Raw genomic sequence first — 25,811 nt, 5'->3', positions numbered from 1 at the left:
CCGCTATACATCGAAAAAAATGATTCGCGCCATGCAACGATTCCGGCACCCTGCGTGTCCTAATATTGTCGATACCACAGAAAGGAAAGGGGTGAATGGATGTATCTGAATGGCCAGATGATATTCGAAGACCGGCATTTTCGCGATCATATGGTTTCGGAAGTACCCATTCAAATCTATTTCGGACGTCAGCACAGCGACATCGGTTTTATCGAATATTATGGCAAAGAATTCGTGAAGGTCAACAATATCTTCTACAACCGCAAGCAGTTTACTTTCATTTCGCGTCCGGGGTATTAGGAAGGTCTGAATCCAGTGCCTGGGACTGGGACTGGGACTTGGCAGACCGCAAAGGGCCGCGCCAGCAACGGCGCGGCCCTTCATCGCTTCCCTTCGCGCGGTCGGTTCGGGTTCCGTTAATCGACCATCGGAGCGGCTTTCGCCTGATTCTCGCGTTCCTCCGCCTTGTCGTCGGCCGCCTCCGCCTCCGCTTCCGTGAGATCCTTCTGCGGCGCCAGCACGGTGACGAGCACCTCGTCTTCGTCGAGGATCGGCCGGACGCCCGCCGGCAACGTCAAATCGGCGACGGTCAAGCTGTCGCCCATCTGCAGATTGCTTACGTCAAGCGAGACGAAATCCGGCAAATCCTTCGCCAAGCACTCGACCTCCAATTCATGGTGGACGAGCTGCAGCAGGCCGCCTTCTTTCTCGCCGACCGACTTGCCCGACAGCTCCAGCCGGATCGGCGCCCGGATTTTCTCGTTCATGTTGATCTGGTGAAAATCCACGTGCATAACGTCCCGGCTGAGCGGCTCGGTCTGCATCTCGGAGATGAGGACATGCTCCCGCCCGAGCCCGGGAATTTCGAGCTCGATCACGGCATGCGGGTTCGCTCTCAGCACCGCTTGCAAGTCCTTCAGCGGGATGGAAACCGGCGTCGGTTCCGGAAGCCCCTTGCCGTAAACGACACCCGGCACGAGCCCGCCGCGCCGCAGGCGGCGCAATGCGCTGCCGCTTCCGGTTTCCCGCTTCTCGGCTTTCAGCGTCAGGTTCATAGGAAACACCCTCCTTGCAGGTATACCCTATTGTTGCCCTTCGGCCGCGGCGCTTAAACGTGCAAGGAGTTATACATGAGGCTCGAACAGCTTGCTGATCGATTTCTGCTCGTGGATCCGCTTGATGGCTTCGCCGATGAGAGGCGCGACGGACAATACGCGGATTTTGGAGCACCCGTGATCTTCCCGCAGCGGAATCGTGTCGGTTACGACGATCTCCTTGATCGGGGAGTTCTCCAGCCGTTCCATGGCAGGGCCGGACAGCACCGGATGCGTGCAGCAGGCGTAAATTTCCACAGCCCCCGCGTCTTTCAAGGCTTGGGCCGCAAGCGCGATCGTTCCGGCGGTATCGATGATATCGTCGATCAGGATCGCCGTCCGTCCGGAGACGTCCCCGATGATGTTCATGACTTCCACGACGTTCGGCTCCGGACGCCGCTTGTCGATGATGGCCAGCGGCGCCTCCAGCGTGTCCGCCAAGCGGCGGGCGCGTACGACGCCGCCGTGGTCCGGCGATACGACGACGGGATCGTCCAACTCTTTCTCATAAAAATAATCCCCTAAGATGGGCACGCCGAGCAGGTGATCGACCGGAATGTCGAAGAAGCCCTGGATCTGCATCGCGTGCAGGTCCATGGCGATCACCCGGTCGGCTCCCGCCGTCTCGATCAGATTGGCCACCAGCTTAGCCGTGATCGGATCGCGCGCCCTGGCTTTGCGATCCTGGCGGGCATATCCGTAATAAGGGATGACGACGTTGATCGTCTTGGCGGACGCGCGCTTCAGGGCGTCGACCAGAACGAGCAGCTCCATCAAATTCTCGTTTACCGGAGCCGACGTGGATTGAACGACGAAGACGTTCGTTCCCCTCACGCTTTCGTCAAGCCGGATCTGGATTTCCCCGTCGCTGAATCGCTTGGTCAAGCACGCGCCCAGCGGCACGCCGATATGGCGGGCGATCGCTTCCGCCAGCTCCGGGTTCGAACTGCCCGAAATGAGTTTCAAATTTCCGTCATGATAAGCCACTGTGCTAACATCCCGCTTTCCGTCGCCGGAGCGTCAGGCGCCCTCCGTCCCGAAGAGGCGAATTTCCATTCCGGGACGGCGACTTAATTTATCAATGCTGCTCGCCGTTTCTCTTGTCGTGAATGGATTTCGCGCGGGCCCGGATTTTATGGGCGTAGCCGGGTTTGTTCTCCTGGCGCGTCCTGGCGATGGCCAGATCGTGGTCGTCCACGTTGTGCGTGATGGTGGAACCCGCCACGACATAAGCGCCTTCGCCGATTTTCACGGGTGCGATCAAATTGACGTTGCTTCCGATAAAGGCGTTGTCGCCGATTTCCGTCACGGATTTATTATACCCGTCGTAATTGGCGGTAATCGCGCCGCAGCCGATGTTGACGCCCGATCCGACCACGGCGTCCCCGACGTAGCTCAGGTGGGGAACCTTGCTGCCGTCGCCGACGGCGGCGTTCTTGATTTCCACGAAGTCCCCGACTTTGACTTGGCGGCCCAGTTTGGTGCCCGGACGCAGATACGCGAAAGGACCGACTTGGTTGCCTTCCCCGATCTCCGCTCCGTCGGCCACCGTCTGCCGGACCGTGCTGCCGGGACCGACTTTCGTGTCCTTCAGGTCGGCGGACGGACCGATCGCGCAGTCCGGGCCGATGACCGTCCGGCCGCGCAGCACCGTGCCCGGATAGATCACGGTATCCGGCCCGATCTCGACGTCCGCGTCGATATAGGTGCCGGCGGGATCCACCACCGTCACTCCGTTCAACTGGTGCGTCCGGTTAATGCGCTGCCTCATCAGCCGTTCGGCCTCTCCAAGCGCGGCACGGTCGTTGACGCCGATCGCTTCGTCCGGATCCTCCAGCAGACTTGCCGAAATGCGCTTCCCTTTCCGCTGAAGGATGCCGATGACGTCGGGCAAGTAATATTCTCCCTGCGCGTTGTCGTTCTTCACTTCGGCCAGCGCCTCGAAAAGCTGGCGGTTGTCAAAGCAGTAAGTGCCGGTGTTGATCTCCCGGATCCGCGCTTCTTCCGGCGTGCAATCTTTATGCTCCACGATGCGCTGCACGCTGCCGTCCGCCCCGCGGACGATACGGCCGTATCCCGCGGCATCCGGAACGATCGCGGTCAGCACGGTGGCCGCCGCCCCTTCCCGCTCGTGCCGGTCCATCATCGCCTCGATCGTGGCCGTGGAGATCAGCGGGGTATCGCCGCAGATGACCAGCGTCGTCCCCTCTTCGCCGCCGATTAGCGGTTTCGCCTGCAATACGGCGTGGCCGGTGCCCAGCTGCTCGGCTTGCAGCGCGTATTCCGCCGAGCCTTCCAGCGTTTCCCGGACCGTCTCCGCTCCGTGCCCGACGACCACGACGATCCGCCCGCAGGACGCTTTCCGCACCGCGTCCAGCACGTGCTGCGCCATCGGTTTGCCGCACACGGGATGCAGCACTTTATATAATTTGGATTTCATCCGTTTGCCTTGCCCTGCCGCCAGGACAATCGCGAGCCTGTTCATGGGGCCGCCCCTGCCTTCCGTCCCTGTCCCCGGGAATCGATTTACAATAAAAAATCATATCTCATTCCAGGGCAAATGAAAAGAGAGCCTGCGGGGCTCTCTAGTTCATGGAGCTGAGTCTCAGGCTCCTTCTACGATCGCTTCTTCTTCCTGCGCGGCGCGTTCGTACTCGGCGAGCACGGCCGACTGGATCTTCTCGCGCGTTCCGGATGAGATGGGGTGAGCGATGTCCCGGAACTCCCCGTCCGGCGTACGTTTGCTCGGCATGGCCACGAACATTCCATTGTTCCCGTCAATGACGCGAATATCGTGAACAACGAATTCATTGTCAATGGTGATCGAAGCAATGGCTTTCATGCGCCCTTCCGAATTCACGCGGCGGAGTCTCACATCTGTAATTTGCACTTGTGTTCACCACCTTTGGTCCTCTTGAAGACTTGGTGTAATATTCCACACAAATGGGACAATTCCCTTCTTTAAACTGGTAAAAACAATCGGAATTTAGAAAAAAATTTTTAATTCTTTCCAGTTTCGACAGGGATCGCCGCGATCGCTTCGATTTCGACAAGAACGTCCTTCGGGAGCCGCGCGACTTCTACCGTGGAGCGGGCCGGCGTATGCTCCTGGAAGTAGGAACCGTAGACCGAATTGAACTCCGCGAACTGGTTCATGTCCTTGAGAAATACCGTCGTCTTCACGATGTCCCGCAGATCGGCGCCTTCCGCCGCCAGCACGGCTTTCAGATTCGCCAGCACCTGCCGCGTCTGCTCCGCAATGCCGCCGGCTGCCAGCTCGCCTTCGGGGGTAAGGGGAATTTGTCCGGACGTGAACAGCAACTGTCCGTAACGAACCGCTTGGGCATAGGGTCCGATCGCCGCCGGGGCGGAAGAAGCGGATACGATTTTCAACATCCGTACATGACCTCCAATGCTTTAATGACCGGCGAAAAAATTACCGGGTTGAACGGAGATTTGGCGGGTTTTCAGGTCGACTTCGGTCAAGCGGGCCAGGGAAACGTAATCGTGAAGCAGGCGCTCCTCGCTGCCCACTTCCCCGGATTCGACGAATACCCCGACGCCGGCTACGGCGGCCCGGAACTCGTGAAGCAAGTCGACCATGCCCTGCACGGTTCCTCCCGCTTTCATGAAATCGTCGATGATCAGCACGCGGGACTGCTCCTTCAGCGCCCTGCGCGCCAGCGACATCGTCTGGATGCGCTTCGTGGAACCGGATACGTAGTTGATGCTCACGGCGGAGCCTTCGGTGACCTTGTGGTCTCGGCGCACGATGACGACCGGCAGGTTCAAGTATTGGGCCGTCGCGAACGCGAGCGGGATTCCCTTCGTCTCGACCGTCATGATGACGTCGATCATCCGGTCGGCGAACGCGGTGGCGAACATCCGCCCCACTTCCTGCATGAGTCCCGGCTGGCCCAGCAAATCCGTCATGTATAAATACCCGCCCGGCAGCAGCCGTTCGGGTTGCTCAAGCTCGCGGCAGACGGAAGCGATTTGCTCCAGCGCCTGGTCCTTCCGGCACTTCGGCACGTAACGAACGCCGCCGGCCGCGCCGGCAAGCGTATACAATTCGCCGATGCCTTCCTCCTCGAACACTTCCTTGATAATCGCCAAATCCTCGCTGATGGACGACTTGGCCGATTGGTAACGTTCCGCGAAGGCCGTTAGGGAAATTAACGTGTGAGGACGGTTCAACAAATATTGGGTCATCTCTACGAGGCGCGCGCTGCGCTTGAGCTTTTTCACGATATTCTCTCCCGTCCGAAAACCGAATGATTTATCAGAATAATAACATTTTTATACGGTTTTCGGCAACGTAAACTTCACGGAGCCCGGCATCTATGTAAGCATTCTTGCCACAAATACTTCTTTGCAAAACCCTCGAAGGCCGTTATACAGCCGCGCGACTTTCGTTTCTTTGGCAGCCAGGCCGAATACCGTCGGGCCGCTGCCCGACATCAACACGCCGTCCGCGCCCAGCTTCTCCATGCATTCTTTGATTTGCCGAACTTCCGGATGCCGTTGCAACGTCACCGTTTCCAGCACGTTGCCTAGCGAAGCGCAAACATCGGCGAACGAATCGCGCCGGATCGCGGACAGCATGCCGTCCAGGGAGGGATGGAACTTGAGCTCGCTCGCCTTCAGCTTGCCGTACACATCGGCCGTAGAAACGTTGATCGGAGGTTTCGCCAGAACGACCCAGCACTGGGGCGGCGAAGGAATGCTCTCCAGCACTTCCCCCCGGCCCCGGGCCACCGCGGTGCCGCCGCGGACGCAGAAGGGGACGTCGGAGCCCAGCTCGGCGCCCAGCGATTCGAGCTCGCTCCCGGACAGACCGAGCCCCCATAGCCGGTTTAAACCCCGCAAAGCCGCCGCCGCGTCGCTGCTGCCGCCCGCAAGGCCGGCCGCGACCGGTATCTGCTTGTCCAGATGGATATAGACGCCCTTGGAGACGTTGTACCGTTCCTTGATCAACCTGGCCGCTTGGAACGCCAGGTTCTTCTCGTCTAGCGGGATGAATCCCGCCTGGCTGGAAAGCACGATCCGGTCGCCCGGAATTTCCTCCATCTCCAGCCGGTCCGCCAAATCCACCATGGTCATGACCATCTGCACGTCATGGTAACCGTCCTCCCGCTTGCGGAGAACGTCCAGCAGGAGGTTGATTTTCGCTGGCGCTTTCTCGTAGATTTTCGTCATCCAGTCCTCACCGTTTCGTCCAGAAGCTTCCCCAAATTATAACAAACCGCGGGTGGCAAGTAAAAACGGCTGCTCGGCAGACTAACACAGAGAATGCCGTTTGTCGAGGCCAAGGCACAAGCCTCGGCTGACATAGGAAAAGGCCGCCCCTTTCGGAGAAGCCTTTCCCGTCGTCCCTGCTGGCCGTCAAGATTGCGCGTTCCGGGCGAGCGCCTGTTCCGCGATCTCGATAGCCCGCTTGACCATATTCCCGGCATCCTTGGTGCGGATGCCGCCCCAGCCTTCCCGCTGAACCGTCTCGTAAAACCCGAGGTCTTTGGCAAGCTCCGCCTTGAAAGCTTCAGACATGACGCTTCTTCTTCGGCTCATTCGCTTTGCCTCCCTTCGAGCGGTGACGCCGGCCGGCGTTCCCGTCTTAAGATGCCCGTACGTTCCCCGCGATATGCAAAACGGGCAGCCATGGCGCTTGTCGCGCCGCTGGCTGCCCGTTTACGAAACCGGTTAATGCGAATAGCTGATCCGGACCTGGCCTTCCTCATTGCACAGCATGACTTCCACGGATTCCGTCAGGATGTCGGCGTAGCTGTACGAGACACGCTTGAACGCGTGCTGTTCCTGGTCCAGCTTCACGATGAAAACCGAGGGGTAGATTTCTTCAAGGACGCCCGTGCGTTCGATGGTTTTACGTCGTCCACCGTTGGCGCGGAGCATGATTTTGGAACCGACATGCGGTTCCAGACTTCGCTTGATTTCCAGAAGCGCGTTCTTCGCCATGATCCACAACCACCTCTTTCCCTGTAAATTATATCTAAAAAGAGGGGTCTTGTCAAATGAGCGAAATATTATATCAGCCATGCCATTTTTTTGTCAACGGTGAATTTCCTTGGTTTTTTCGGGGCATGACCGATCGGCCTGCGAAGTCGTCACACAATGTTCACATTTTGCAATTGTTCCGCCTGCGGATTCGGCATGCCGACGCGGAAGCTGCCCAGCGTCTCGATACCGCCTACGCCTTGCACGCCGCTGATCGTGTGGGCGACGACGTCATTAACGTTGATGGTGTCCCGAAACGGCGTAAAAGCCGAGCGAACCGCCACGTAAACGGGATCCAGGGCATGGATCATAATGCGTGCCGGCGAGCTCGCGAAATTGGCGCCCGCCTGAAGCAGCGCTTCGAAATGGGACTGGCAGGCCCCCGCCACGATAATGAGCGAATCGCGGTTCCGTTCGTATTCCCTAGCCGCCTGAACGGCCCGCACGAAGTTGAAGGAATTTTTGTAGTTCCCCAAATGCTGCAGGTCCTCCCTGCGCTTCAGCACCCCGTCATGGCCGGTGATCACGACGATGTCGGGGCGGACTTGAGGCAGCACCCGGAATAAAATTTGCGGCATTTGCGATTCGTGGCAGTGGATCCCCTCGGCCGGCACCCGCAGTTGGCCATATACCTGCATGCTTTTCTTCAAGTAATTCACGTCGCCGTCCAAATGCAGCACTTTGCCCGGCATCTCGAAATACGGCTGCTGCCGCGCTCCCGCACCCGGGTACGCTCCGGCCCTCCCCGTCTGTTTGTACCGTTCCTCCTGCATCCGGCGCAGCGACTCGGTCGCTTGAATCCGTGCCTTCTGGGCGCCGATCAGCTCGTCCGGATTCCGCACCGGTTGAAGATCGGAGAGTGGGGCATCCGCCAGCAAACGGTAGTCCGTCCCCCGCAAAAGCGCCCCCTGCCCGACAAATTCGGCAATGCGGAACACGATGTCCCCGCCATACGATTTGCGGATGACCACGTCCCCCTGCTTCATGGGCAAATCACCTCTTCGTCTATCGTATGGAGAGGGGATGCTCCGAGTGCGCGTCCGTCAGGCTTTCATTTCGGCTGCCGCCAGCGCCGCGTCCAGCCGGGCGAACTCCTCCAGCGACAACGTCTCGGCCCGCCGCTCGGGCGCGATGCCGATCTCCGCCAGCAGGGCGGTCAATTCCGCCTTGCGCTCCTTGCCCGAAATCGCCGCCAAATTGTTGGCGATCGTTTTGCGGCGCTGCGCGAAGGCGGCATGCACGACCCGGAAAAAGCGGTCCTCGTCCGGCACCGATACCGCCGGAGCCGCCCGCTTCGTCAAGCGGATCACCGCCGAATCGACGTTCGGGGCCGGCACGAAGGCGCCGGACGGCACGCTGGCCACCAGCTCGGGCTCGCAGTAATACTGGACGGCGATGCTGAGGCTGCCGTAATCCTTGCCGCCCGGCTTCGCGGCCATCCGCTCCGCCACTTCCTTCTGCACCATGACCACGATGCGATCCACGGGGAGCTTTTCCTCGAGCAGCTTCATGACGATCGGAGTCGTGACATAATACGGCAGGTTGGCGACGACGCTGACCCCGGATACGTCCGCGAAATAATCGGCCCAGACGCGGCGAAGATCCGTTTTCAACACGTCGGCATGAACCACGTTGACGTTGCCGTAGGGGGACATCACGTCCTCGAGAATCGGAATGAGCCGATTGTCGATCTCCAACGCCACGACCGTGCCGGCCGCTTGCGCCAGCCGTTCCGTCAACGCGCCGATCCCCGGGCCGATCTCCAGCGCGCCCTTGGTGCCGTCGAGACCCGCCGCCGCGATGATCTTGTCCAGGATGTTCCCGTCGATCAGGAAATTCTGGCCCAGGCTTTTCTTGAACGTAAACCCGTGCTTGCGGATGATTTCTTTCGTGCGCCCGGCCGCCGCGATCGCCGGTCCTCCCGCTGGGGCCCCGCCGTTCTTCCCGTTATGCTGAGGCATGTTGGACATCGGTCTCTATCCCTCTTCCTTCTCGAGCTGTTCCAGCGCCTCGGCGAATTCCTTCGGCGTAATCCGGAATGCCGTGCAGCGTTTCAAAAATTGCTTGCCGTTCGCATAGCCGATGCCGAGCAGCTCGCCCATCCGTTCGCGCCGCCTTGCGGCTTCGGGATGAATGATGAGCCCAGCGTCCAGCAGATCGCTCCATTCGATGGCGGCCTCGGGGCTCGAACTGCCGGCTTCCCCGCCGTCCGACCGCTGCTCCGGGGAACGGACCGCTTCGAGCGCCCGCCGGATCGCTTCGTCCGTTGCGTGTTCGACGCCCAGCCCATCCTTCCCCCGGGCCTCGCTCTTCGTCAGGAAAGCGTGTTTGGCCCCCGGCACGCGTTCGGCCACGATTTTGCGGATGCGTTCTCCCGGGGAATCGGGATCGGTGAAGACGATAACGCCCCTGCGCTCTTGCGCCAGTTCGATGCGCCGGAGGACTTCCTCGCCGATCGCGGAGCCTCCCGTCTCGATCGTATCGGCTTCCACCGCCCTGCGGATCGCCGCCGTATCGTCCTTTCCTTCCACCACAATGATTTCTCGGATCCTCAACGCTCATTCCGCCTTTGTCCGCAATGGCTTTCCTAACAGCGTATCCGACTTTCGCTCCCGCTTCAAGCTGAACCGGAAAGCCTTCCGCGAACGCACGAAAATACGGGCCAGCCTCCCCGACCCGGAAGGCCAACCCGTATTCCGAAAAAAATTCATACTCCAATCGCCGCAAAACGAATTCAAAAATGCAACTTTCTCCCTCAATCGGCCGTCGGTTTATTCGGACCGATCACGTAGACCGTGTAGCCCCGTTTAAGGCCGAATTTGTCCGCACGGCTCTCGCTGTCGTAATAGATATCGATCTTCTTGCCGTTGACCGCGCTGCCGGTATCTTCCGCGCGGCGGAAACCGATGCCTTCGATATAGACCCACCATCCCATCGGGATGATGTCCGGATCGACCGCTATGGTGCGACCTTCCTGCACCTTGGTTCCGGAGGAAGTAATCCCGTAGCCGGAATCCCCTTTTTTCTTGCCCGTGGATGCGGGGCCGGCCGAATAAGCCGTCAAGGTGACGTTGTTCAGCACGCGTTTGACCGCGACCGTCTTGCCGTTGAGTTTGAGAATGCTGTTGCCGGTGGTTACCGACTGCTTCTTCGCCACCAAAGTGACGGGTGCCTTCTTCGTGCCCACCGCAACGACTTGCTGGATCGCGGGCTTGGCGACCTCTTCGTCCACGACCTGCTCGCGAACGAGCTTGCCGTCTTCGAATACGCGCTCCAGCTTTTTGACCAAAACGCCTGTTTTCCCGGTCGTCACGACTTTCTGCTTGCCCGCTTCCAGGCTCGCGTCTTTCTTCTGCACGACGCTGTACGCGATCGGCGTCTGCGACTCGATCGTCTCGGTCCGAACCCGGACGACCCGGATTTTGGAGCCTTCCTCCACGGGATCGTTCACCGCGGGAATGACGCGGTCATCGTTGTCCAGCGGAATGTTCAATGCCGCCAGCGCTTCTCCGACCGTTCGCTCCGTCGTATATTTGACCTGTTGCTTGCCGCCTTCTTGGATGGTAAATTGCTTCGCCCGCTCGATCACGATCAAGCCGTCTTTCTGCAAAGGCGCGGCCAGCGATAACGAGACGCGGTCGAAAGGTCCGACGTGAATCCCCTTCTCTTCCAGGAACCCGGCCACGTCGGCGCTCCAGGTCTGGTACGTTACGGTTTGGCTGCCGTCCACGACGGTCACGCTTTTGGCGGACGCGCCCCGCAGCAGCGAGTTGAACATGACTACTACAGCAAAAGAGAGAATTGCGCTGATCAAGATCAAACGCAAATGCTCATGCTTCCATTTCGCTGCGATAAGCTTGCCGGTCGGTCGTGGAACATGGGGTTCCTGAATCGGAACAAGGCCCATTTTCTCGCCCCTCCTTCATAGCCCCGCCGTCGATGTAATGCATGAATAGGTTCGACGCGACTAACTAGGATTTGTTAACGATGCTGACGTCCGCGTTAGCGGCGAATCGGCGAACGCAGCAACGCCTTAGACCAGTGCGAGGTCTTGGATGACCCGTACCCTGATTTCAAGCAAACAAAAAGCCACCGACAGAGGACCTGTTCGTGGCTTCCGCTTGGATGTAAGGGAATCAAGCAACACGAGTCGACCTCTCTCTATGGGCGCTTGCGAGGTTAGCTGTCGGGTTCGGGCTTAGAGAGCCGCCCTATCCGCTTGGCGGCTCATCGGCCGCTTCCGCGAAATTCACCCCTAGGTTGTTTGGACCGCTTGCAGGCGTATGGATCACGCCGCTTGCGTCGGGTCCCCCGCTCTCCCGTACCGGGAGATTCAGCGTACTGGCAAAGGATGCCAATGATGCTTTCTCAAACTCTGAGTTAGATCATACTCGCTTCGCAACACAAGTGTAAAGACGGGTCAATGGACGAATTTGCCCATTTTCGGGGATATTGACCGGTACTTTCGAATTACGCCGCAGTAAAACCAGTTTTTTCGGCTTGACTTCTTGCGTTTCCGCCGGAATGGTCTTGATTTCAGGGTATTGCCAGCCGCTTCCTTGCGTTCGCGCTCGTCAGATCAGCCAAATCCTGGATGGAAATTCCTCTGATTTCCGCTGCTTCCTGCGCCACCAAAGCCACGTAGGCAGGTTCATTCCGTTTGCCGCGATGGGGGTGGGGGGCCAAATACGGGCAGTCGGTTTCGATGAGCAGCCGGTCGTCCGGCACGCGGGCCAGCACCTCTTTGGGCACGCGGGCGTTCTTGAAAGTCACCGGGCCGCCGAACGAGATGTCGAAATTCATGTCCAGGCACAGCTTGGCCGTTTCCCAGCTCCCGGAGAAGCAGTGCATGATGCCGCCGACTTCTTCGGCTTTCTGTTCCCGCAGGAGGCGGACCACGTCTTCGTGGGCGTCCCGGTTATGGATGACGATGGGCTTGCCGAGCCTGCGCGCGAGCCGGATCTGCTCCCGGAACACGGTGTGCTGGATCTCCCTAGGCGTGTCCCAATGGTAGTCCAGGCCGATTTCTCCGATCGCGACGACCTTCGGATGCGCGCACAGCCTCTCGATCCAAGCCAGATCTTCTTCCAGCCTCATGTCTTCGGCATCGGTCGGGTGCCAGCCTACGGCCGCGTAAATAAACGGGTATCGTTCGGCCAATTCCATCGTGGTCGGAATCGTCTCGCGATTGAAGCCGATATTGACGATGATGTCGATTCCCGCCTCCCGCGCGCGGCGAATCGTTTCCTCCCGATCGTCGTCGAATTTGGGAGAGTCCAAGTGGGCGTGGGTGTCGATGAGCATGTCGGAAAATGGCTCCCTTCTATTGTAAATGCAGACGCTCCCGGATGGTCAGGGACAAGCGTTCCGCTTGCGAGCGGACGGGCTCTTCGGGATAGTAAACGTGGAATTTCCCGCGCTGCAGGCCCGCGATCGAACGGATGATTTCGGATTTCTCGGAAATCTCCGTCAGCCCGCCATGATCGTCGAGCAGCAGGATCGGGGATTTTTCGGAGCCGCCCGACGGCGATCCGGGCTTATATACATCGTACGGCAAATCGGTGGGCGTATCCACTTCGAGGTGGTAATCCGGGTCCAGTCCGATTTTCCGCCACTGCTCCTTCATTTCCCCGATCCATGTTTCATCCAGGCGTTCCATGGGTATGTATTTGTAAAGTTTCCGGTTCAGGAAACGGCGGCACAATTCCGACAAGATCGGATCCTTCTCATGGGTCCACTGTCCGAAAGCCGCTTGCGCCATCGCTTCGTCCAGCTCTAGATAGTCGCGGACTTCGAGCTTGCCGTCGAACAGCTTGCGCAGCGGCGGAAGCAGAAACCCGAACCGGTAACCGGCTTCGTGCAGCGTCCGCGCTCTTTTGAAAATCGACCGGAGCACGATTTCGGAGCTGCGGGTCACCGGGTGGAAATAGACCTGCCAATACATCTGGTAACGGGACATCAGGTAAGCCTCGACGGCGTGCATGCCGCTTTCCTTGACGACGATTCGGCCTTGGAACGGGCGCAGCACGCGCAGGATCCGGTCCAGGTCGAACGTTCCGTAATGAACCCCCGTGAAGTAGGAATCCCGCAGCAAATAATCCATTCGGTCCGCGTCCATTTGACTGGAAACAAGCGAGACGACGATGGATTTTTCGTAGTTCTTGCGGATGACGGAGGCGATACGTTCCGGAAGCGATTCGTCCGCCTCGCGAAGGACGCGGCGAATTTCGGTGTCGCCCAGAATGATGTCGCACGTCCATCGCTCATGATCGGTTCCGAACACCTGCTCCAGCGAATGGGAGAACGGCCCGTGACCGACGTCGTGGAGCAACGCGGCGCACAGGCTGACGAGCCGCTCTTCCTGCGGCCAGTCCTCGAAGCCGTTGCGCTCGAACTGGGTCACGATTTTCCGCGTGATTTCGTATACGCCGAGCGAATGGGAGAAACGGCTGTGCTCCGCGCCATGGAAGGTCAAGTAGGAGGTGCCCAACTGCCGGATGCGGCGAAGCCGCTGGAATTCCGGCGTGTCGATCAACTTCCAGATCGTCGGTTCCTGCACGAACACGGAATGGTGGACCGGATCCTTGAAAACTTTCTCCTCTTCCAATTTGCGAAGCATGGATTTTCCCCTTCTCTCGTTCGACAATTCGACACCGCATGTCGAATTGTGTCATAATGTGGCTTGACGTAGAATTTAGACGGAAATTGACATTTCAGTGTCAAAACCCCGTATATGAAAGTATTTTAACCGTTTCGACTGGACATGGCCGTGAAATGCGGTTGACTTATTTGGGAATGGTTGGTACGATATAGATCAGAAAAAAGAGAACTTTGTCGAATAATGACGACAGCGTAAGAGAGAGCGATTCCGTCTCTTCTCTTGCTCTTTCATTGATTCCTATTTTAACCTGAGAAAAGGGGTATTACCAAATGATGAAATCCACGGGTATCGTAAGGAAGGTTGACGAGTTGGGCCGGGTGGTCATTCCCATCGAACTTCGGCGTACGCTCGGCATCGGAGAGAAAGACGCGCTCGAGATTTACGTCGACGGGGAACGCATCATGCTGAAAAAATACGAGCCGGCGTGCATCTTCTGCGGCAATGCGGAGAACGTCACGTACTTCAAGGGCAAAATCGTTTGCCGGGAATGTTTGAAGGATTTGCCTTCCCCTGTGACAAATTCTTAATTATGCGTTATAATAGATAACGACTCTTAAAAATTGTTAATTCTAACCTTTTTATATCTCCTTGCATCCTCCCGGCTCACGCGGGAGGATCTTTTTTTTATTTTTGCTGAGGGCTCCCCCAAAAGTAATCGGAATAAGCCTCAGAGCTTTGCGTCACTTTTGGGGGATTGGTGGAGAAGCGCCTGGTACACGTCTCTGCGGGACATTCCCCGATCCAGCGCCGCCCGCTTCATCGCGTCCTTACGGTTGCCGTTTGCCCCGGCATAGTGCTCGACGTGCTCGGCCAGCGTAAGAGCGGCCCACCAAGGCTCCGCAGAATCGGCGGAAGCAGGCTGACCGCTGCCGCTACGCGCCGCGCCTTCGCCCCCGGCTCCCTCGATGATCAGGCAGCATTCTCCGATCGGCGGGTTCTCCTCGGCATACGCGCTGCAGGCGCGGACCGTCCCCCGAACGGCCTCTTCGTGCCGTTTGGTCAACTCCCGTACGACCGCCATGCGCCGTTCCCCCCATCGTTCGGCGAGGGCCGCCAGCGTTTTGCGGATCCGGTGCGGGGACTCGTACAAAATCAAGGTGCCGGGCTCTCCCTCCAGCCGATCCAGAAACTTCTGCAGCCCTTTGCGGTCGCGGGGAGGAAAACCGGCGAACAGAAACCGTTCCGTCGGCAGACCCGAGATGATCAGCGCGGACAACGCCGCGTTGGCGCCGGGGATCGGCACGACGGGTATTCCCCGGGCCGTTGCTTCCGCCGCCAACTCCGCGCCGGGATCCGAAATCGCCGGCAGACCGGCGTCGCTGACCAGAGCGATGCTGCTCCCCTCCTCCAGCAGATGGAGGAGCTCCGGCCCGCTCGCCTCGCGGTTATGCTCGTGGTAGCTGACCAACCGGTTCTGGATATCGAAATGGGTCAGCAGCTTGCGGGTCTGCCGCGTATCTTCCGCCGCGATCAGATCCGCTTCCTTCAGCGTGCGGATCGCCCGGAACGTCATATCCTCCAGGTTGCCGATCGGCGTCGCCACCAGGTACAGCGTACCGGGCTTCTCGCGCGGCTCGAAGCTTCGCTGCACGCTGGGCAGCTCCCGTTCTCTTTCGGAATCGCTCAACCTTCTCCCCTCCTTATCCATCACCTATCGGCATGTCTTCCAGTTCCGTTTTTCTTCCATAGAAAATATCTTGCAGCTCTTCGGTGTATCCGCACCCATCCTCGTGCACGATGACGGGAGGCAGCAGGCGAACTTCCGGCTTGCCTTCTTTCAAAGCTTCGATAAGCACCATGTTCGCCTCCGACGTCCGCTTCGGATGCACGAACCGGATCCGCTTCGGCTCCAGGCGGTAACGGCGGAACGCCTCCAAGAGGTCGGCGAGCCGGGCCGGCCGGTGCACCATCGAGACCCGCCCGCCGCGCCGGATGGCCGTTGAGCAAGCCGCGACGACGTCCTCGAGCGTACAGCCGATCTCATGGCGGGCCATGGCGACATACGGATTGTTCTTGTGCTGTCCCGACTCCCGCGGCAAATAAGGCGGGTTGACGGTGACGGCGTCGTATTGACCGGCGTTCTCCTCAGCCCGCGCCCAACGTTTCAGGTCGGCTTCCACGATCCGGACCCGTCCGCCGAGTCCGTTCAACTCTACGCTGCGCCGGGCCATGTCCGCCAGTCTCGGTTGGATTTCCACCCCGTCGATGTTCGCTTCGGTGCGGGTCGTCAGCAGCAGCGGAATGACGCCGTTGCCGGTGCAAAGATCCAATATCTTTCCCTTGGGCGGCACGCCCGCGAATCGGGCCAGCAGCACGGCGTCGAGGGAGAAGCTGAACACTTCGGGACTTTGAATGATGCGCAAATCCTGCGTCAGCAGATGGTCAAGCCGCTCTTCGGGACGCACGAGGCCGGGAGACGGGTTCATGTCGGGGTACATACTCCTTCCGGGATCGGCGGTTATCGGGATCGCACGTAAAGGTTATGCCCATTAGCTTACTCGACTTCTCCTTGCGATGCAATTCCGAGGGCCGCCGCGTTTCTTCTATTATATAGAAAAAACCACCTATCCTCCCGGAAGGTGGTTCGGAGCTCATTTGCTTAAGAAAGAAAGACAGAACAGGCAGTCGCCCTCCATGCGGAGATGGCCGTAGTACACGTTGCAAATGTGGAAACCTTCATTATATAAGCGCGCCAGATTGTCGTAGCCTTCGCCCACCGTCGGTTTGTCTTTCCGTTCGGCGGCGGGTTCCTCGGTCGCGGCGATCGCCGGATCCGTCTCCCGCTTCAGCACTTTGCGCAGCTGCTGATTCTCGATCCGCAGCCTCTGGTTCTCCTCGAGCAGTTCCTTGATCTTGTACTTCAGCGCCCCGAAATCGGCGTGAATGCTGCCGAGTTGCGATTCCAGCTCGTCCACCCGCATAAAGATATCCTTCATGTACAGCTTTCCACCTCAAACCTCAAGTTGTGGGGATCATTTGAGGACGACATCGTCAAACGGCAATTCCTTCACCCTGCCCATTTCGAACAGATGAACATGCACCGTCCGGGTACCCGCGTTCAGACCGACGACTTTTCCTTCCCCCATCGAGGTGACCACGTGACGTCCGACGGCAGGCAACTCTTCCTTGGCGCTTTCGTAGTTGTCGTGCTCGTACTTCAAGCAGCACATGAGGCGCCCGCACAAACCCGATATTTTGGTCGGATTGAGGGACAGGTTCTGGTCCTTCGCCATCTTGATGGAGACCGGTTCGAAGTCCCCGAGCCAGGAAGAGCAGCAGAGCACGCGGCCGCAAGGGCCGATTCCGCCGAGCATCTTGGCTTCGTCGCGCACGCCGATCTGGCGCAGCTCGATGCGGGTGCGGAACACTCCGGCCAAATCTTTCACCAGCTCCCGGAAATCGACGCGTCCTTCGGCGGTGAAGTAGAAGATGATTTTGTTCCGGTCAAACGTGTATTCGACGTCCACGAGCTTCATTCTCAGCCCGTGGTCCTTGATTTTCTGAAGTCCGACGGCGAACGCGTTCTTGGCCGCGCCGCGATTCTCCTCCACCGCCCGGGCATCGGCATCCCCGGCTACGCGGATCACTTTCTTGAGCGGCAGCACGACGTCGGCTTCCCCGACCGTCTTCGGTCCGATGACCACCTTGCCGTATTCCACTCCGCGCGCCGTTTCTACGATGACATGCTGATCTTGGGAGACCGGGTGCTCGGCGGGGTCGAAATAATAGATTTTACCCGCTTTTTTGAAGCGGACACCGACAACATCATACAAATTGCTACCCCTCCCGCACGTTCACCAGAAATTGCTCCAGCGCAAGCTGCGGCGGCACATGGGCCTTGATCCGCCTAGCGGCCGCAAGCGCAGATTCCATGGCCCCGGCCCAGGCCTCGATGGTGCGGCTCCAAGCATGCTTCGCGATGAATTCCGCCTGGTCCGCGAACACCATCCGATCGTGCCGGCCGGTCATGGCGTAAATCATATCTCTATACCATAAGGCAAATAAGTTCAACAACGTATCGACATGCTCCGAGAGATTCGTCTTGATCACCTGCTGCTGAGCGGTCAGCAGACTGCCCGGAAAACGGGACGAATTCTCTTTGCCTAATTGTATCACTACGTTTCGGATTTCTGCAAACCAATTCTCTTCCGTCAGCGCCCTCGCCGCCGCCGGCCCGGAAGCCAGATGGACCGCGGCCCGGGCCAGCATCCGGGGTTTGCCTTCGGCGGTTAACAAAGCTTCCATCCGTTCCCGGTCTCCGGGAACGAAAGGAACCAGCTGCGACCTTGATAGAATCGTCGGAAGAACCGCCTGGGCGCCCGGCGCGATCAAAATCGCCACCACCGGAGAAGGCGGTTCCTCCAGGAATTTAAGCAGACTGTTGGCGGCCTGTACGGTCATCGACTCGGCCGACTTGATGATATAGACTTTATAACCCGCGCCTGCGGTTCGGTAAGAGAGCTCTCTCTGAAGCTCCCGGATTTGCTCGATTTTCACGCTGGCGCCGTCCGGCTCGATCACATGCAAGTCCGGATGATTGCCGTGGCTGACTTTGCGGCAGCTCAGGCATTCGCCGCAGGCGTCGTCTCCGCCGCGTTCGCAAAGCACCGCCTGGGCAAACGCGATCGCCGTATCCTGCCGGCCGGATCCTTCGGGCCCCGCGAACAAGTAGGCGTGGGCGATCCGTCCCGAACGGAGCGCCTGCTGCAGCAGCGCTTTGGCCCTCTCCTGTCCGGGAATTTCGCGAAACCCCATGCTTCCAGCACCTCTTCCCTGACTGCCGGCACGGCCGCGCCAAACGGCACGGCTCGCCCGGCAGCGGTTAAAACAAGAAATTGATCAGCATCCCCCGAATTTCCCCGACTTTGCGGAGCAGTTCGATGCGTCCCTCTTCCGATTGGAGAAGCTCTTCGCCCATGCCGACCAGCATGGCGTCGACCTCCTCCAGCAGTTTGTACCGTTTGCCCCTGCCCCGGCGGTCCCAGCCCTTCGTCACCTTCAGGCCGACCCCGCGGCGGACGGTATCCTCCAGGAAGCCTTTGACCATCTGCCGGTACAAGACAAGCTCGCGCACCGTCATGGAGCGAGTCAGCCGGTCGCCCTGCAGGCGAATATCCTCCAGCTTGCGCTGGAGTTCTTCCTGGGTTCTCTGTTCATCTTGCTGCTGCAGCAGATCGCCGAAATTTTGGCTGGCCGCGGGCCGGCTCGCCGTTTCGGTCCGCTGCAGCGTCTGGTTCATCGGAAATAAGCCCGGCTGGATTTTCACCGTTCGCACACCGCCCGGTTCACCGATTAGAAATGCTCAAACCGTTCCACCGGCAGCACGAACACGGCGGCACCGCCCACCTGCACCTCGACCGGGAAAGGAATATACGAATCCGCCGCTCCGCTGACGGGCGAGACCGGCGTTACCAGTTGATCGCGCACTTTGCAGTTGGAACGGATCACGTCCAGCGCCTGCTGCACCCGGTCGTCTTCGATCCCGATGAGGAACGTCGTATTGCCCGCGCGCAGAAATCCGCCGGTACTCGCCAGTTTGGTCGCGCGGAAGCCTTCCTTGATCAGGGCGTTGGACAGCCGGTTGCTGTCCTTGTCTTGAATCACCGCAATCAGCAATTTCATCGGTCAGGCCCTCCTTCAGACAGAGTTAGGATTCGGAAATGAAATAGAGCTATGCTAAGCAAAGAACGATCACTCCATTAATTGGACATCCAGGGCGCAAAATCCTCTTTGCAAGCCGGAAGGTGAAAAAGATCTAAGAATCGGGAAATAATTGGGATGCCACGTAACGCCAAGCTTGCTCTTCCAGTTCATCGGGATCAGCGGATGCGTCCAGCGTCACGAAACGCTCGGGAAACATGCCGGCCACGATCCGGTAGCCTTCCCTCACCCTCCGATGGAACGCAAGGTTCTCCAGATCCAGGCGGTTCACTTCCCTGGCCCCGTTCGCTTCGATCCGGGAAAGTCCGATCTCCGGATCCACGTCCAGGTACAACGTCAAATCGGGCATGCGGTCTTCCGTCGCGAAACGGTTGATTTCCCAGACCCGCTCGATGCCGAGTCCCCGGGCGTAGCCTTGATAAGCCAGACTGCTGTCCACGAAACGATCGCAAATGACGATCTCTCCCCGTTCAAGCGCGGGAATGACTTTTTCCGCCAAATGCTGACGCCTGGCCGCCGCATATAGCAAAGCTTCCGTGCGGGCGTCCATCTTCGTGTTCCCGCGGTCCAGGACGACGGCCCGGATCGCTTCCGCGATCGGGATTCCGCCCGGTTCGCGGGTCGTCATCGTTTTCTGCTTCGTTTCCCGGTAAATCCGATCCGTCAAACGCGTGATCAGCGTCGTTTTGCCTGCGCCTTCTCCGCCTTCTATCGTAATGAACGTTCCGACTGCCAACCTTGCTGCTCCTTTCGGCTGGGCAACCCTGCCCGGCTCGCGAGCGCGAAGCCTCCGTATACGAGAGCGATCGCCGCGCTTACTCCCATCATATCAAAGCAAGCGCTAAACATAAACAGGTGCTTCCCGAGATCGGCTTCCCCGTCGCCCAGAATGGGCACGATCATGGAGAAGATCCCCGCAAGCGCCACGGCGGCCATCGCCTCGAGCACGAGCCGCACCCGTTTGGAGGAGGTCCGCAGCCACCAGAATACAAGGCCGGCGGCATAGAGCAGATAGAACCCCGCGAACCAGCCGAGCGTATGGGGCATCCGATGCGCTTTCCAATCGCTCCATACGCCGAAGGAATCGGAGACGGCGCCGCGCGTTTTGCCTTCCGATATCGTATAATTGCCCAGGTAATAAGGGCGGACGAACACCCCGTTCTCCGCGGCCTTCTCCAGCTTCTGCATGAACCGGTCCGGGTGGCGGAGATAATAGAAGACGATGTCCTTATGCCCCAGCTTCTCCAAAACTTCCCGGCGCAGCGCCGGGTCGTCTTGCGGAATGGCCGTTCCGCTCTCGAAATAGTTCGTGCCCGCGTTCGCCGCGTATTTCTCCGGAATGCCCAATTCCTTCAGGTCTTGCTCGACGTGGGGAGAATCCTTCAGCACCCCGTAGAAGATCGATTGGTACAAATTGATATGTTTGAGCCCGCTGGGCGCCGCTACGATCATGATCACCGCGCTGGCGAGCAGGACGGCGATGCCGGTCAACACCCGTTTATGCCACCTACGCTCCTCGCTTAAGGAGAACAATCGCCAAGCGAGCAGCGCGAACGCGAACCCGAGCGGAGCGTTCTGGATTTTGGACGTCGCGACCGCGACGCCGGCCGTCACGAACAACGCGAGCAGCCGTCCGGACAGCCGTTCCGATGCGGCCATGGCGATCGCCGAAGCGATGAGCAGGAGCATGCCCAGCAGCGCGTACGGTTCTCCGAAGAAGGATTGGAAGTACGCCAAATACCCGACGTCGCCGAACACGAAGAGGAGCAAACCGCCGGCGATCGCCGAGACGGCCGCGGTTAGGGCCTTGCGGCCCGCGAAAACCGGGGTATGCCGGACGATCAAATAGACGGCGGACGCGAAGAGAATCGTATATGCGGCGCCGAACCAACGGATATCGAACACTTGGCCGTTAAACAGCCGAGCGATCCACCCGATGACCGACAGCAGCACGATTTGCGTCGTCACGTAAGCGGAGCCCCAGTTGCTCTTATAGCCGAAATATTGATGGGCAAAGGCAAAATAGCGGTCCGCGTAAGTTTCGTTCGGATCGAGGTACCGGAAACCGGTGATTCTCATCAGACGGCTGAAATCGCCGTTGTCCGCGACGCCGATGAACGGCGGGACCATCAGCAGCCATACGGCGAGCGCAGCTGCGGCCAAGGTTGCGATCCATGCGATGATTCGTCGGATGTCGAGTTTGCCAAACAATGCAGATTCCTCCGTTTACTTCGTCTAGGGTCTGTTCGAGCGGAAAACCCGCACGCTGCGCAGCGAAAGGTCCTCTGCCCCTTGGATGTTGGCGCCTAACGTCTGCCATTGCGCCAGACGATTCAGGATCGCTTCGGTGATCTTCTCGCCCGGATACAATTCCGGGATACCCGGGGGATACGGAATCACCCATTCCGCCGCTACTCGTCCGACGCTGCGCTCCAGAGGGATTCGTTCCGAGTCGTCTCCCAGGCTGCGGCCGAACTGTACGGGTTCGGGGATGCCGATCGAGCCGCCGGGATCGTTCCCGCGGGGCAAGCGCGGAACGGGCTGTTCGCCGCGGCGTTCGGATACGGCCGACAGTTCCCGCAGCGCTCCGATCAACGCGTCCCCGTCCTCCGGGCGGGATCCGACGCCGAAAGCCAGTACGACGTAGCGGGAGTCGGCCATCTCCGCCTCGCATCCGCGCGCGGAAAGCTCGTCGCGGATTTGAAAACCATCCATCCGACCTTCCGCCTCGTAAAGGACCAGTTTGAGCGGATCGTACCCGATACCGCCGCTTCCAGCACTATGTTCCTTTAGCGGGCCCAGGGTACGGTAACGCGTCTCCGCGAGCCGGCTTCGCACCTTTCTCACGGCTTCCAAAGCGGGCTCAAAGGCCCTCGCTCCCTCCGTATGCAACTGCCGGCGCGCCAAATCGAGAGAGGCGAGCAGCGGAAAGGAAGGGCTGGAGCTCTGCACCATGCGCAATGCTTGCCGGACGGCTTCCCGATTTACGATCTTTCCCTGTATATGCAGCATCGCGCCCATCGTCATGGCACTGAGCATTTTATGCGCGGATTGCACCGCGAGATCCGCTCCCCGCTGCATGGCGGAAGGCGGAAAGCTCGGATGGAAGCCGAAATGCGGCCCGTGCGCCTCGTCGACGAGCAGCGGCATGCCCGCCGAATGGCAAATGTCCGCGATCGGCCCAAGTTGGCCGGCCATCCCGTAGTAGTTGGGCGAGCTGAGCACGACGCCTTTGGCTTCGGGGTATCGGGCGATCGCTTCCGCGATGGCGGCTTTCTCCGGGATGACGCCCAGCCCCGATTCCGGATCGATGGACGGCGGAAGCAGCACGGCCCGCACGCCCGCCAGCATGAGCCCGTGGAAAACGGATCGATGGGCGTTCCGCTGCACGATAAGCAGATCGCCCGGCGCCGCCGTGCCGAGGATCATCGCCAGATTGCCCGCGGTGCTTCCGCCGACCAGAAACCGGGTCTCTTCGGCGCCGAAGCACTCCGCCGCCAGCCGCTGGGCTTCCGCGATCGGTCCCGCCGGATGATGCAAATCGTCGGTATCGGCGAGTTCCGTCACGTCCCATTCCAGCAACGGCCGGTAGCGCGCGTCGGCCTCGGCGTCCTGCCAGACGGCCCGCCGCTTGTGGCCGGGCACGTGAAAGGCGTTGACGCTTTTGGCGGCATAAGCGGCCAGCATGTCGCGGATCGGGGCTCGTTCGCCGGATGTCCCCATTTCCGACGCTCCTCTCGCGTTTGATATTTCTCCATTTTAGCAATTCCTGGGCTTTAACGCCAAACCTCGTCGGAATCGTTCCGCTTTTCCTTTTTTCGCGCGAAAAAAAAGCCCTCCATAGAAGGCTTCCGGAGATCAGATTCCCGCTTTGTCGAGCAGGCGCCGTAGCTTTGCCGGGTCCGCGGCGAAGTCAGATAAGCCTTCCCAAGCGCCCGGCCCCTGACTTACGCTGTATTCCCCGATCAAATAATAATGACCCAGTCCGACCTGATGGCAAATATGCGCAAAATAGTTCCACAAATAACCGGGGGAAAACAGCTCCACGACTTGCGTTCCCGGGGGGCAAAACACCAGATTGGCCAGGCCGGCTCCATGAGGGGCGACTACGGCTTTGGCCGACGCGAATATCCGGATCTGTTCATCGAAGGGCAATTCCTCCAGGATGACGGTTCGGAAGCCCCGCTCTTCCAGGACCAGGCGAATCTCGTCTTCGTTGAGCATTCTCCTGCGCTGTGCTTTGGATCGGCTGACGAAAATCCGTTCATATTCCGGAGATACGGCCACATGCCGGTCGTAGAGAAATTCTCGCCGCAGGAACTCTGCGGTCCAGCGGGGATACCGGGATGGCCAATCCTCGACCGGACGCACGAAGGAAGGAACGATCAGCCGCTCGGCTTCGGCATGGAAGTCGTCACCGGCTTCGTATATACGGTCGGACGGAATTCCCATAAGATTCAGCGTTTCCCGCTGATAGGGCATTCCGTAACGGGAGATCGCGTATCGGTCGACATCTTGATCCGCACGCCGAATCAGATCGACCCGGGGCAGCACGTCGAACATCCAGTGGAAATAGTTCCAGCTCCAGACGAAGGTCAGCAGCGCCGTCGTACCGGGCAAAAAACGCAGCGGATGCGGCACCCACTCACGAAACGCGTTATGGCCCCACCCTCTCACCAAACCGTCATTGCCGCGGTAATCCCATGAAACGTCCGCGAGCAGCCTATGATCCGGCGTAATCACAGCCCCATGCTTTCCCCAGAGACGCGCTTGGCCGACGGATGCGACGAAGGCGGGCTGCCCGTGCATTACGCCGCTTCGGAACACATGATGGACTTCATCTTCGATCCCGGTGCTGTCCTTTAGAACGGTTACGTCTTGCAAATGGCATTCCCGATAGAAATGAGAAGCACGGTCCTCGTGATATCGGGACATGACGTATTCCTTCGTATCGCAAATTCCTAGAGGCGCTCCTCCGGCTTCTCCTTCGTCCATATCCCCCATCCTTCCATTGTCAGTAGAATCGGGATCGTCCTTTGCTCCTTGCATCAAGGTATGTTGATTCGCCGGGACGCGAAACGGCGCCATCGACTGCCCGGCAACAACAAAAAGCCGCCAGAGCGCTTCGTCTCTGACGGCATTTGACCGTAGTTTTCGGTTTCTTTTACGCTTCCGAACGAATCCACAGCTGTCGAAGTTTACGAACGAAAAAAGGGTATTTCTCGTCGTCGGTATCCGTTTGAACCATCTCGGCTTCACAAGACGTACATATGAATTCGGTGACGATGGTAATGCCTTCAGCTTTCGGTTGGCCGCATACGATGCAGGTTCTAGGTTCCGCCGTGTCCATGCCTGTCTCCCGCCTTTTCCATTCTCTTTCCATACAGTTTGCCCGAATTCTATGAAAATATACTCCATGTCCGTCGGTTTCATAGGTCGATGCGTAACAATCCGAACCTCTTAAGCCGATAGTATTGTTCAGAGGTTCCGCATCGGAAAGAGGAGTGTTGGGACATTGAATACCGGCGTATCGGCCAGCGATCCGACTTATTACCATTATAAGCTCATACGCAAGATCTTGCTCCGGCCCGAGAGCAAATATAGTTACATGACGGCGGCATTCGTCGGCGCTGCCGCGCTGATCGTCGTTTACCGGCTTCCCGGTCTTCTTGCGGTTCCTGTCTCCTTGGGGATTATGCTGGCGGTTCACGCGATTGTCCTGAGGCTCACGGTCCGGCGGATCGACGAGCCATGGGAGAAGCGGTTCGCCTTCCGCAAGGATTGGCCATGGATCGGTCCCCTTCCCGTCATGGACACGAACTTGGGACTGTTCCGCCGGCTCCACTATCATTTGTTCCTGGTGGGGTGCTGCGTTTCGGCGCTTTCTCTCCCCTGGACCGGATCTTCCTGGGTGGTCGCGCTTTTCTTCTGGCATCTCTGGCTGCTCGCCCCCAGACTTCGCCTGCTTTGGCAAATGCGCAAGGAAAAACGGGACGGCGTCATCCGATTGAACGCTCAGGAAGTTTCCTATTACCACCGTTGATGAGATTGCAAAAAAAAAAGGGCACTGCAGATTTCTGCAGTGTCCTTTTCTCGCGCCCGACAACTCGGGCATGCATCCGGCCCTGGTCGTCGACTTCGTCGACTGCTCGGGCATGCATCCTGCCTGGCGGCGTCCTACTCTCCCAGGACCCTTCGGTCCAAGTACCATCGGCGCTGGAGGGCTTAACGGTCGTGTTCGGGATGGGTACGCGTGGAACCCCTCCGCCATTACCACCAGATCGGATCAAGGTTTGCACCCTGAAAACCGGATAGCGAAACGTTCAACATCTTGCTGATGCGCATCATCGGTGCGCCTATGTTGCTGCATGTTAGGATAAGCC

Annotated in this window: 30 protein-coding genes, 1 rRNA gene and 1 riboswitch; of the genes, 3 read left to right on the top strand and 28 right to left on the bottom strand. The window is 59.0% G+C overall.

Features of this window, described 5'->3' with window-relative positions; genetic code table 11:
• Positions 1–99 precede the first annotated feature (99 nt).
• Positions 100–300 carry a hypothetical protein gene (locus PTZ19_RS21665; protein WP_276357723.1) on the top strand — a complete coding sequence of 67 codons (201 nt, stop codon included), beginning with the start codon at positions 100–102 and terminating at the stop codon, positions 298–300.
• A gap of 116 nt (positions 301–416) precedes the next feature.
• Here the strand turns inward: PTZ19_RS21665 and PTZ19_RS21660 are convergent, their stop codons facing one another.
• From PTZ19_RS21660 to PTZ19_RS21590, 15 genes are all read right to left on the bottom strand, one after another.
• Positions 417–1,055: a 50S ribosomal protein L25 gene (locus PTZ19_RS21660; protein ID WP_276357722.1), complete on the bottom strand. Its 639-nt coding sequence runs from the start codon at positions 1,053–1,055 to the stop codon at positions 417–419.
• A gap of 69 nt (positions 1,056–1,124) precedes the next feature.
• Positions 1,125–2,081: a ribose-phosphate diphosphokinase gene (locus tag PTZ19_RS21655; protein WP_276357721.1), complete on the bottom strand. Its 957-nt coding sequence runs from the start codon at positions 2,079–2,081 to the stop codon at positions 1,125–1,127.
• A gap of 91 nt (positions 2,082–2,172) precedes the next feature.
• Complete coding sequence (glmU, locus tag PTZ19_RS21650) at positions 2,173–3,579, bottom strand: bifunctional UDP-N-acetylglucosamine diphosphorylase/glucosamine-1-phosphate N-acetyltransferase GlmU (protein WP_276357720.1); 1,407 nt, start codon at positions 3,577–3,579, stop codon at positions 2,173–2,175.
• Positions 3,580–3,699: 120 nt separating this feature from the next.
• On the bottom strand, positions 3,700–3,984 hold the full coding sequence (gene spoVG, locus PTZ19_RS21645; RefSeq protein ID WP_276357719.1) for a septation regulator SpoVG: 285 nt from the start codon (positions 3,982–3,984) through the stop codon (positions 3,700–3,702).
• A 110-nt stretch (positions 3,985–4,094) separates the two neighbouring features.
• Positions 4,095–4,490, bottom strand: coding sequence for a RidA family protein (locus tag PTZ19_RS21640; RefSeq protein ID WP_276357718.1), 396 nt, complete (start codon positions 4,488–4,490; stop codon positions 4,095–4,097).
• Between the two features lie 21 nt (positions 4,491–4,511).
• Positions 4,512–5,342, bottom strand: coding sequence for a pur operon repressor (gene purR / locus PTZ19_RS21635; protein WP_276357717.1), 831 nt, complete (start codon positions 5,340–5,342; stop codon positions 4,512–4,514).
• 93 nt (positions 5,343–5,435) lie between these two features.
• Positions 5,436–6,293 carry a 4-(cytidine 5'-diphospho)-2-C-methyl-D-erythritol kinase gene (ispE, locus tag PTZ19_RS21630; RefSeq protein WP_276357716.1) on the bottom strand — a complete coding sequence of 286 codons (858 nt, stop codon included), beginning with the start codon at positions 6,291–6,293 and terminating at the stop codon, positions 5,436–5,438.
• Between the two features lie 186 nt (positions 6,294–6,479).
• Positions 6,480–6,662 carry a small, acid-soluble spore protein, alpha/beta type gene (locus PTZ19_RS21625; RefSeq protein WP_276357715.1) on the bottom strand — a complete coding sequence of 61 codons (183 nt, stop codon included), beginning with the start codon at positions 6,660–6,662 and terminating at the stop codon, positions 6,480–6,482.
• A 132-nt stretch (positions 6,663–6,794) separates the two neighbouring features.
• Positions 6,795–7,067, bottom strand: a complete 273-nt coding sequence (gene veg, locus PTZ19_RS21620) for a biofilm formation stimulator Veg (protein ID WP_123042679.1) — start codon at positions 7,065–7,067, stop codon at positions 6,795–6,797.
• Between the two features lie 149 nt (positions 7,068–7,216).
• The gene (yabG, locus tag PTZ19_RS21615; RefSeq protein WP_276357714.1) at positions 7,217–8,092 is read right to left on the bottom strand and encodes a sporulation peptidase YabG; all 876 of its coding nucleotides are present in this window, start codon (positions 8,090–8,092) and stop codon (positions 7,217–7,219) included.
• Positions 8,093–8,149: 57 nt separating this feature from the next.
• Positions 8,150–9,076 (bottom strand): 16S rRNA (adenine(1518)-N(6)/adenine(1519)-N(6))-dimethyltransferase RsmA, encoded by a 927-nt coding sequence (rsmA, locus tag PTZ19_RS21610; RefSeq protein ID WP_276357713.1) that lies wholly within the window; start codon positions 9,074–9,076, stop codon positions 8,150–8,152.
• A gap of 6 nt (positions 9,077–9,082) precedes the next feature.
• The gene (gene rnmV / locus PTZ19_RS21605) at positions 9,083–9,661 is read right to left on the bottom strand and encodes a ribonuclease M5 (RefSeq protein ID WP_276357712.1); all 579 of its coding nucleotides are present in this window, start codon (positions 9,659–9,661) and stop codon (positions 9,083–9,085) included.
• A gap of 200 nt (positions 9,662–9,861) precedes the next feature.
• Complete coding sequence (locus PTZ19_RS21600; RefSeq protein ID WP_276357711.1) at positions 9,862–11,013, bottom strand: 3D domain-containing protein; 1,152 nt, start codon at positions 11,011–11,013, stop codon at positions 9,862–9,864.
• Between the two features lie 245 nt (positions 11,014–11,258).
• Positions 11,259–11,455: riboswitch (cyclic di-AMP (ydaO/yuaA leader) on the bottom strand.
• Positions 11,456–11,642: 187 nt separating this feature from the next.
• Positions 11,643–12,410 carry a TatD family hydrolase gene (locus PTZ19_RS21595; RefSeq protein ID WP_276357710.1) on the bottom strand — a complete coding sequence of 256 codons (768 nt, stop codon included), beginning with the start codon at positions 12,408–12,410 and terminating at the stop codon, positions 11,643–11,645.
• A 19-nt stretch (positions 12,411–12,429) separates the two neighbouring features.
• A complete protein-coding gene (locus PTZ19_RS21590; RefSeq protein WP_276357709.1) occupies positions 12,430–13,725 on the bottom strand; it encodes an HD domain-containing protein in 1,296 nt (431 codons plus the stop codon).
• 311 nt (positions 13,726–14,036) lie between these two features.
• On the opposite strand from PTZ19_RS21590, the gene PTZ19_RS21585 reads away from it, so the two are divergent.
• Positions 14,037–14,294 (top strand): AbrB/MazE/SpoVT family DNA-binding domain-containing protein, encoded by a 258-nt coding sequence (locus PTZ19_RS21585; protein ID WP_276357708.1) that lies wholly within the window; start codon positions 14,037–14,039, stop codon positions 14,292–14,294.
• 140 nt (positions 14,295–14,434) lie between these two features.
• On the opposite strand, the gene rsmI is transcribed toward PTZ19_RS21585, so the two are convergent.
• The 12 genes from rsmI to PTZ19_RS21525 all read right to left on the bottom strand — a co-directional run bounded on the left by rsmI (position 14,435) and on the right by PTZ19_RS21525 (position 24,778).
• Positions 14,435–15,415: a 16S rRNA (cytidine(1402)-2'-O)-methyltransferase gene (gene rsmI / locus PTZ19_RS21580; protein ID WP_422615031.1), complete on the bottom strand. Its 981-nt coding sequence runs from the start codon at positions 15,413–15,415 to the stop codon at positions 14,435–14,437.
• Positions 15,408–16,193, bottom strand: coding sequence for a tRNA1(Val) (adenine(37)-N6)-methyltransferase (locus PTZ19_RS21575; RefSeq protein WP_276357706.1), 786 nt, complete (start codon positions 16,191–16,193; stop codon positions 15,408–15,410). Before PTZ19_RS21575 ends, rsmI begins: the two co-directional genes overlap by 8 nt.
• A gap of 165 nt (positions 16,194–16,358) precedes the next feature.
• Positions 16,359–16,703: a DNA replication initiation control protein YabA gene (yabA, locus tag PTZ19_RS21570; protein ID WP_422615030.1), complete on the bottom strand. Its 345-nt coding sequence runs from the start codon at positions 16,701–16,703 to the stop codon at positions 16,359–16,361.
• A 36-nt stretch (positions 16,704–16,739) separates the two neighbouring features.
• A complete protein-coding gene (locus PTZ19_RS21565; RefSeq protein WP_276357705.1) occupies positions 16,740–17,540 on the bottom strand; it encodes a PSP1 domain-containing protein in 801 nt (266 codons plus the stop codon).
• A gap of 4 nt (positions 17,541–17,544) precedes the next feature.
• Positions 17,545–18,522: a DNA polymerase III subunit delta' gene (gene holB / locus PTZ19_RS21560; protein WP_276357704.1), complete on the bottom strand. Its 978-nt coding sequence runs from the start codon at positions 18,520–18,522 to the stop codon at positions 17,545–17,547.
• A gap of 67 nt (positions 18,523–18,589) precedes the next feature.
• Complete coding sequence (locus PTZ19_RS21555) at positions 18,590–19,033, bottom strand: YaaR family protein (RefSeq protein WP_276357703.1); 444 nt, start codon at positions 19,031–19,033, stop codon at positions 18,590–18,592.
• 26 nt (positions 19,034–19,059) lie between these two features.
• Positions 19,060–19,389: a cyclic-di-AMP receptor gene (locus PTZ19_RS21550; protein WP_276357702.1), complete on the bottom strand. Its 330-nt coding sequence runs from the start codon at positions 19,387–19,389 to the stop codon at positions 19,060–19,062.
• Positions 19,390–19,522: 133 nt separating this feature from the next.
• Complete coding sequence (gene tmk / locus PTZ19_RS21545; protein ID WP_276357701.1) at positions 19,523–20,164, bottom strand: dTMP kinase; 642 nt, start codon at positions 20,162–20,164, stop codon at positions 19,523–19,525.
• The gene (wsfD, locus tag PTZ19_RS21540) at positions 20,137–21,639 is read right to left on the bottom strand and encodes a glycan biosynthesis hexose transferase WsfD (protein WP_276357700.1); all 1,503 of its coding nucleotides are present in this window, start codon (positions 21,637–21,639) and stop codon (positions 20,137–20,139) included. The genes tmk and wsfD overlap by 28 nt, the downstream gene beginning before the upstream one ends.
• Before the next feature lie 24 nt (positions 21,640–21,663).
• Positions 21,664–23,151: an aminotransferase class I/II-fold pyridoxal phosphate-dependent enzyme gene (locus PTZ19_RS21535; RefSeq protein ID WP_276357699.1), complete on the bottom strand. Its 1,488-nt coding sequence runs from the start codon at positions 23,149–23,151 to the stop codon at positions 21,664–21,666.
• Positions 23,152–23,286: 135 nt separating this feature from the next.
• Positions 23,287–24,423, bottom strand: coding sequence for a glycosyltransferase family 61 protein (locus PTZ19_RS21530; RefSeq protein WP_276357698.1), 1,137 nt, complete (start codon positions 24,421–24,423; stop codon positions 23,287–23,289).
• A gap of 169 nt (positions 24,424–24,592) precedes the next feature.
• A complete protein-coding gene (locus PTZ19_RS21525) occupies positions 24,593–24,778 on the bottom strand; it encodes a sigma factor G inhibitor Gin (protein WP_276357697.1) in 186 nt (61 codons plus the stop codon).
• A 165-nt stretch (positions 24,779–24,943) separates the two neighbouring features.
• Here PTZ19_RS21525 and PTZ19_RS21520 point away from each other — a divergent pair, with 165 nt between their 5' ends.
• Complete coding sequence (locus PTZ19_RS21520; protein WP_276357696.1) at positions 24,944–25,471, top strand: transposase; 528 nt, start codon at positions 24,944–24,946, stop codon at positions 25,469–25,471.
• A 121-nt stretch (positions 25,472–25,592) separates the two neighbouring features.
• Here the strand turns inward: PTZ19_RS21520 and rrf are convergent.
• Positions 25,593–25,709, bottom strand: a 5S ribosomal RNA gene (rrf, locus tag PTZ19_RS21515).
• Between the last annotated feature and the right edge of the window lie 102 nt (positions 25,710–25,811).

It is taken from the genome of Cohnella caldifontis (assembly GCF_029360585.1).
GTDB lineage: Bacteria > Bacillota > Bacilli > Paenibacillales > Paenibacillaceae > Cohnella > Cohnella caldifontis.
This window is presented reverse-complemented; position numbering and strand designations above follow the sequence as displayed.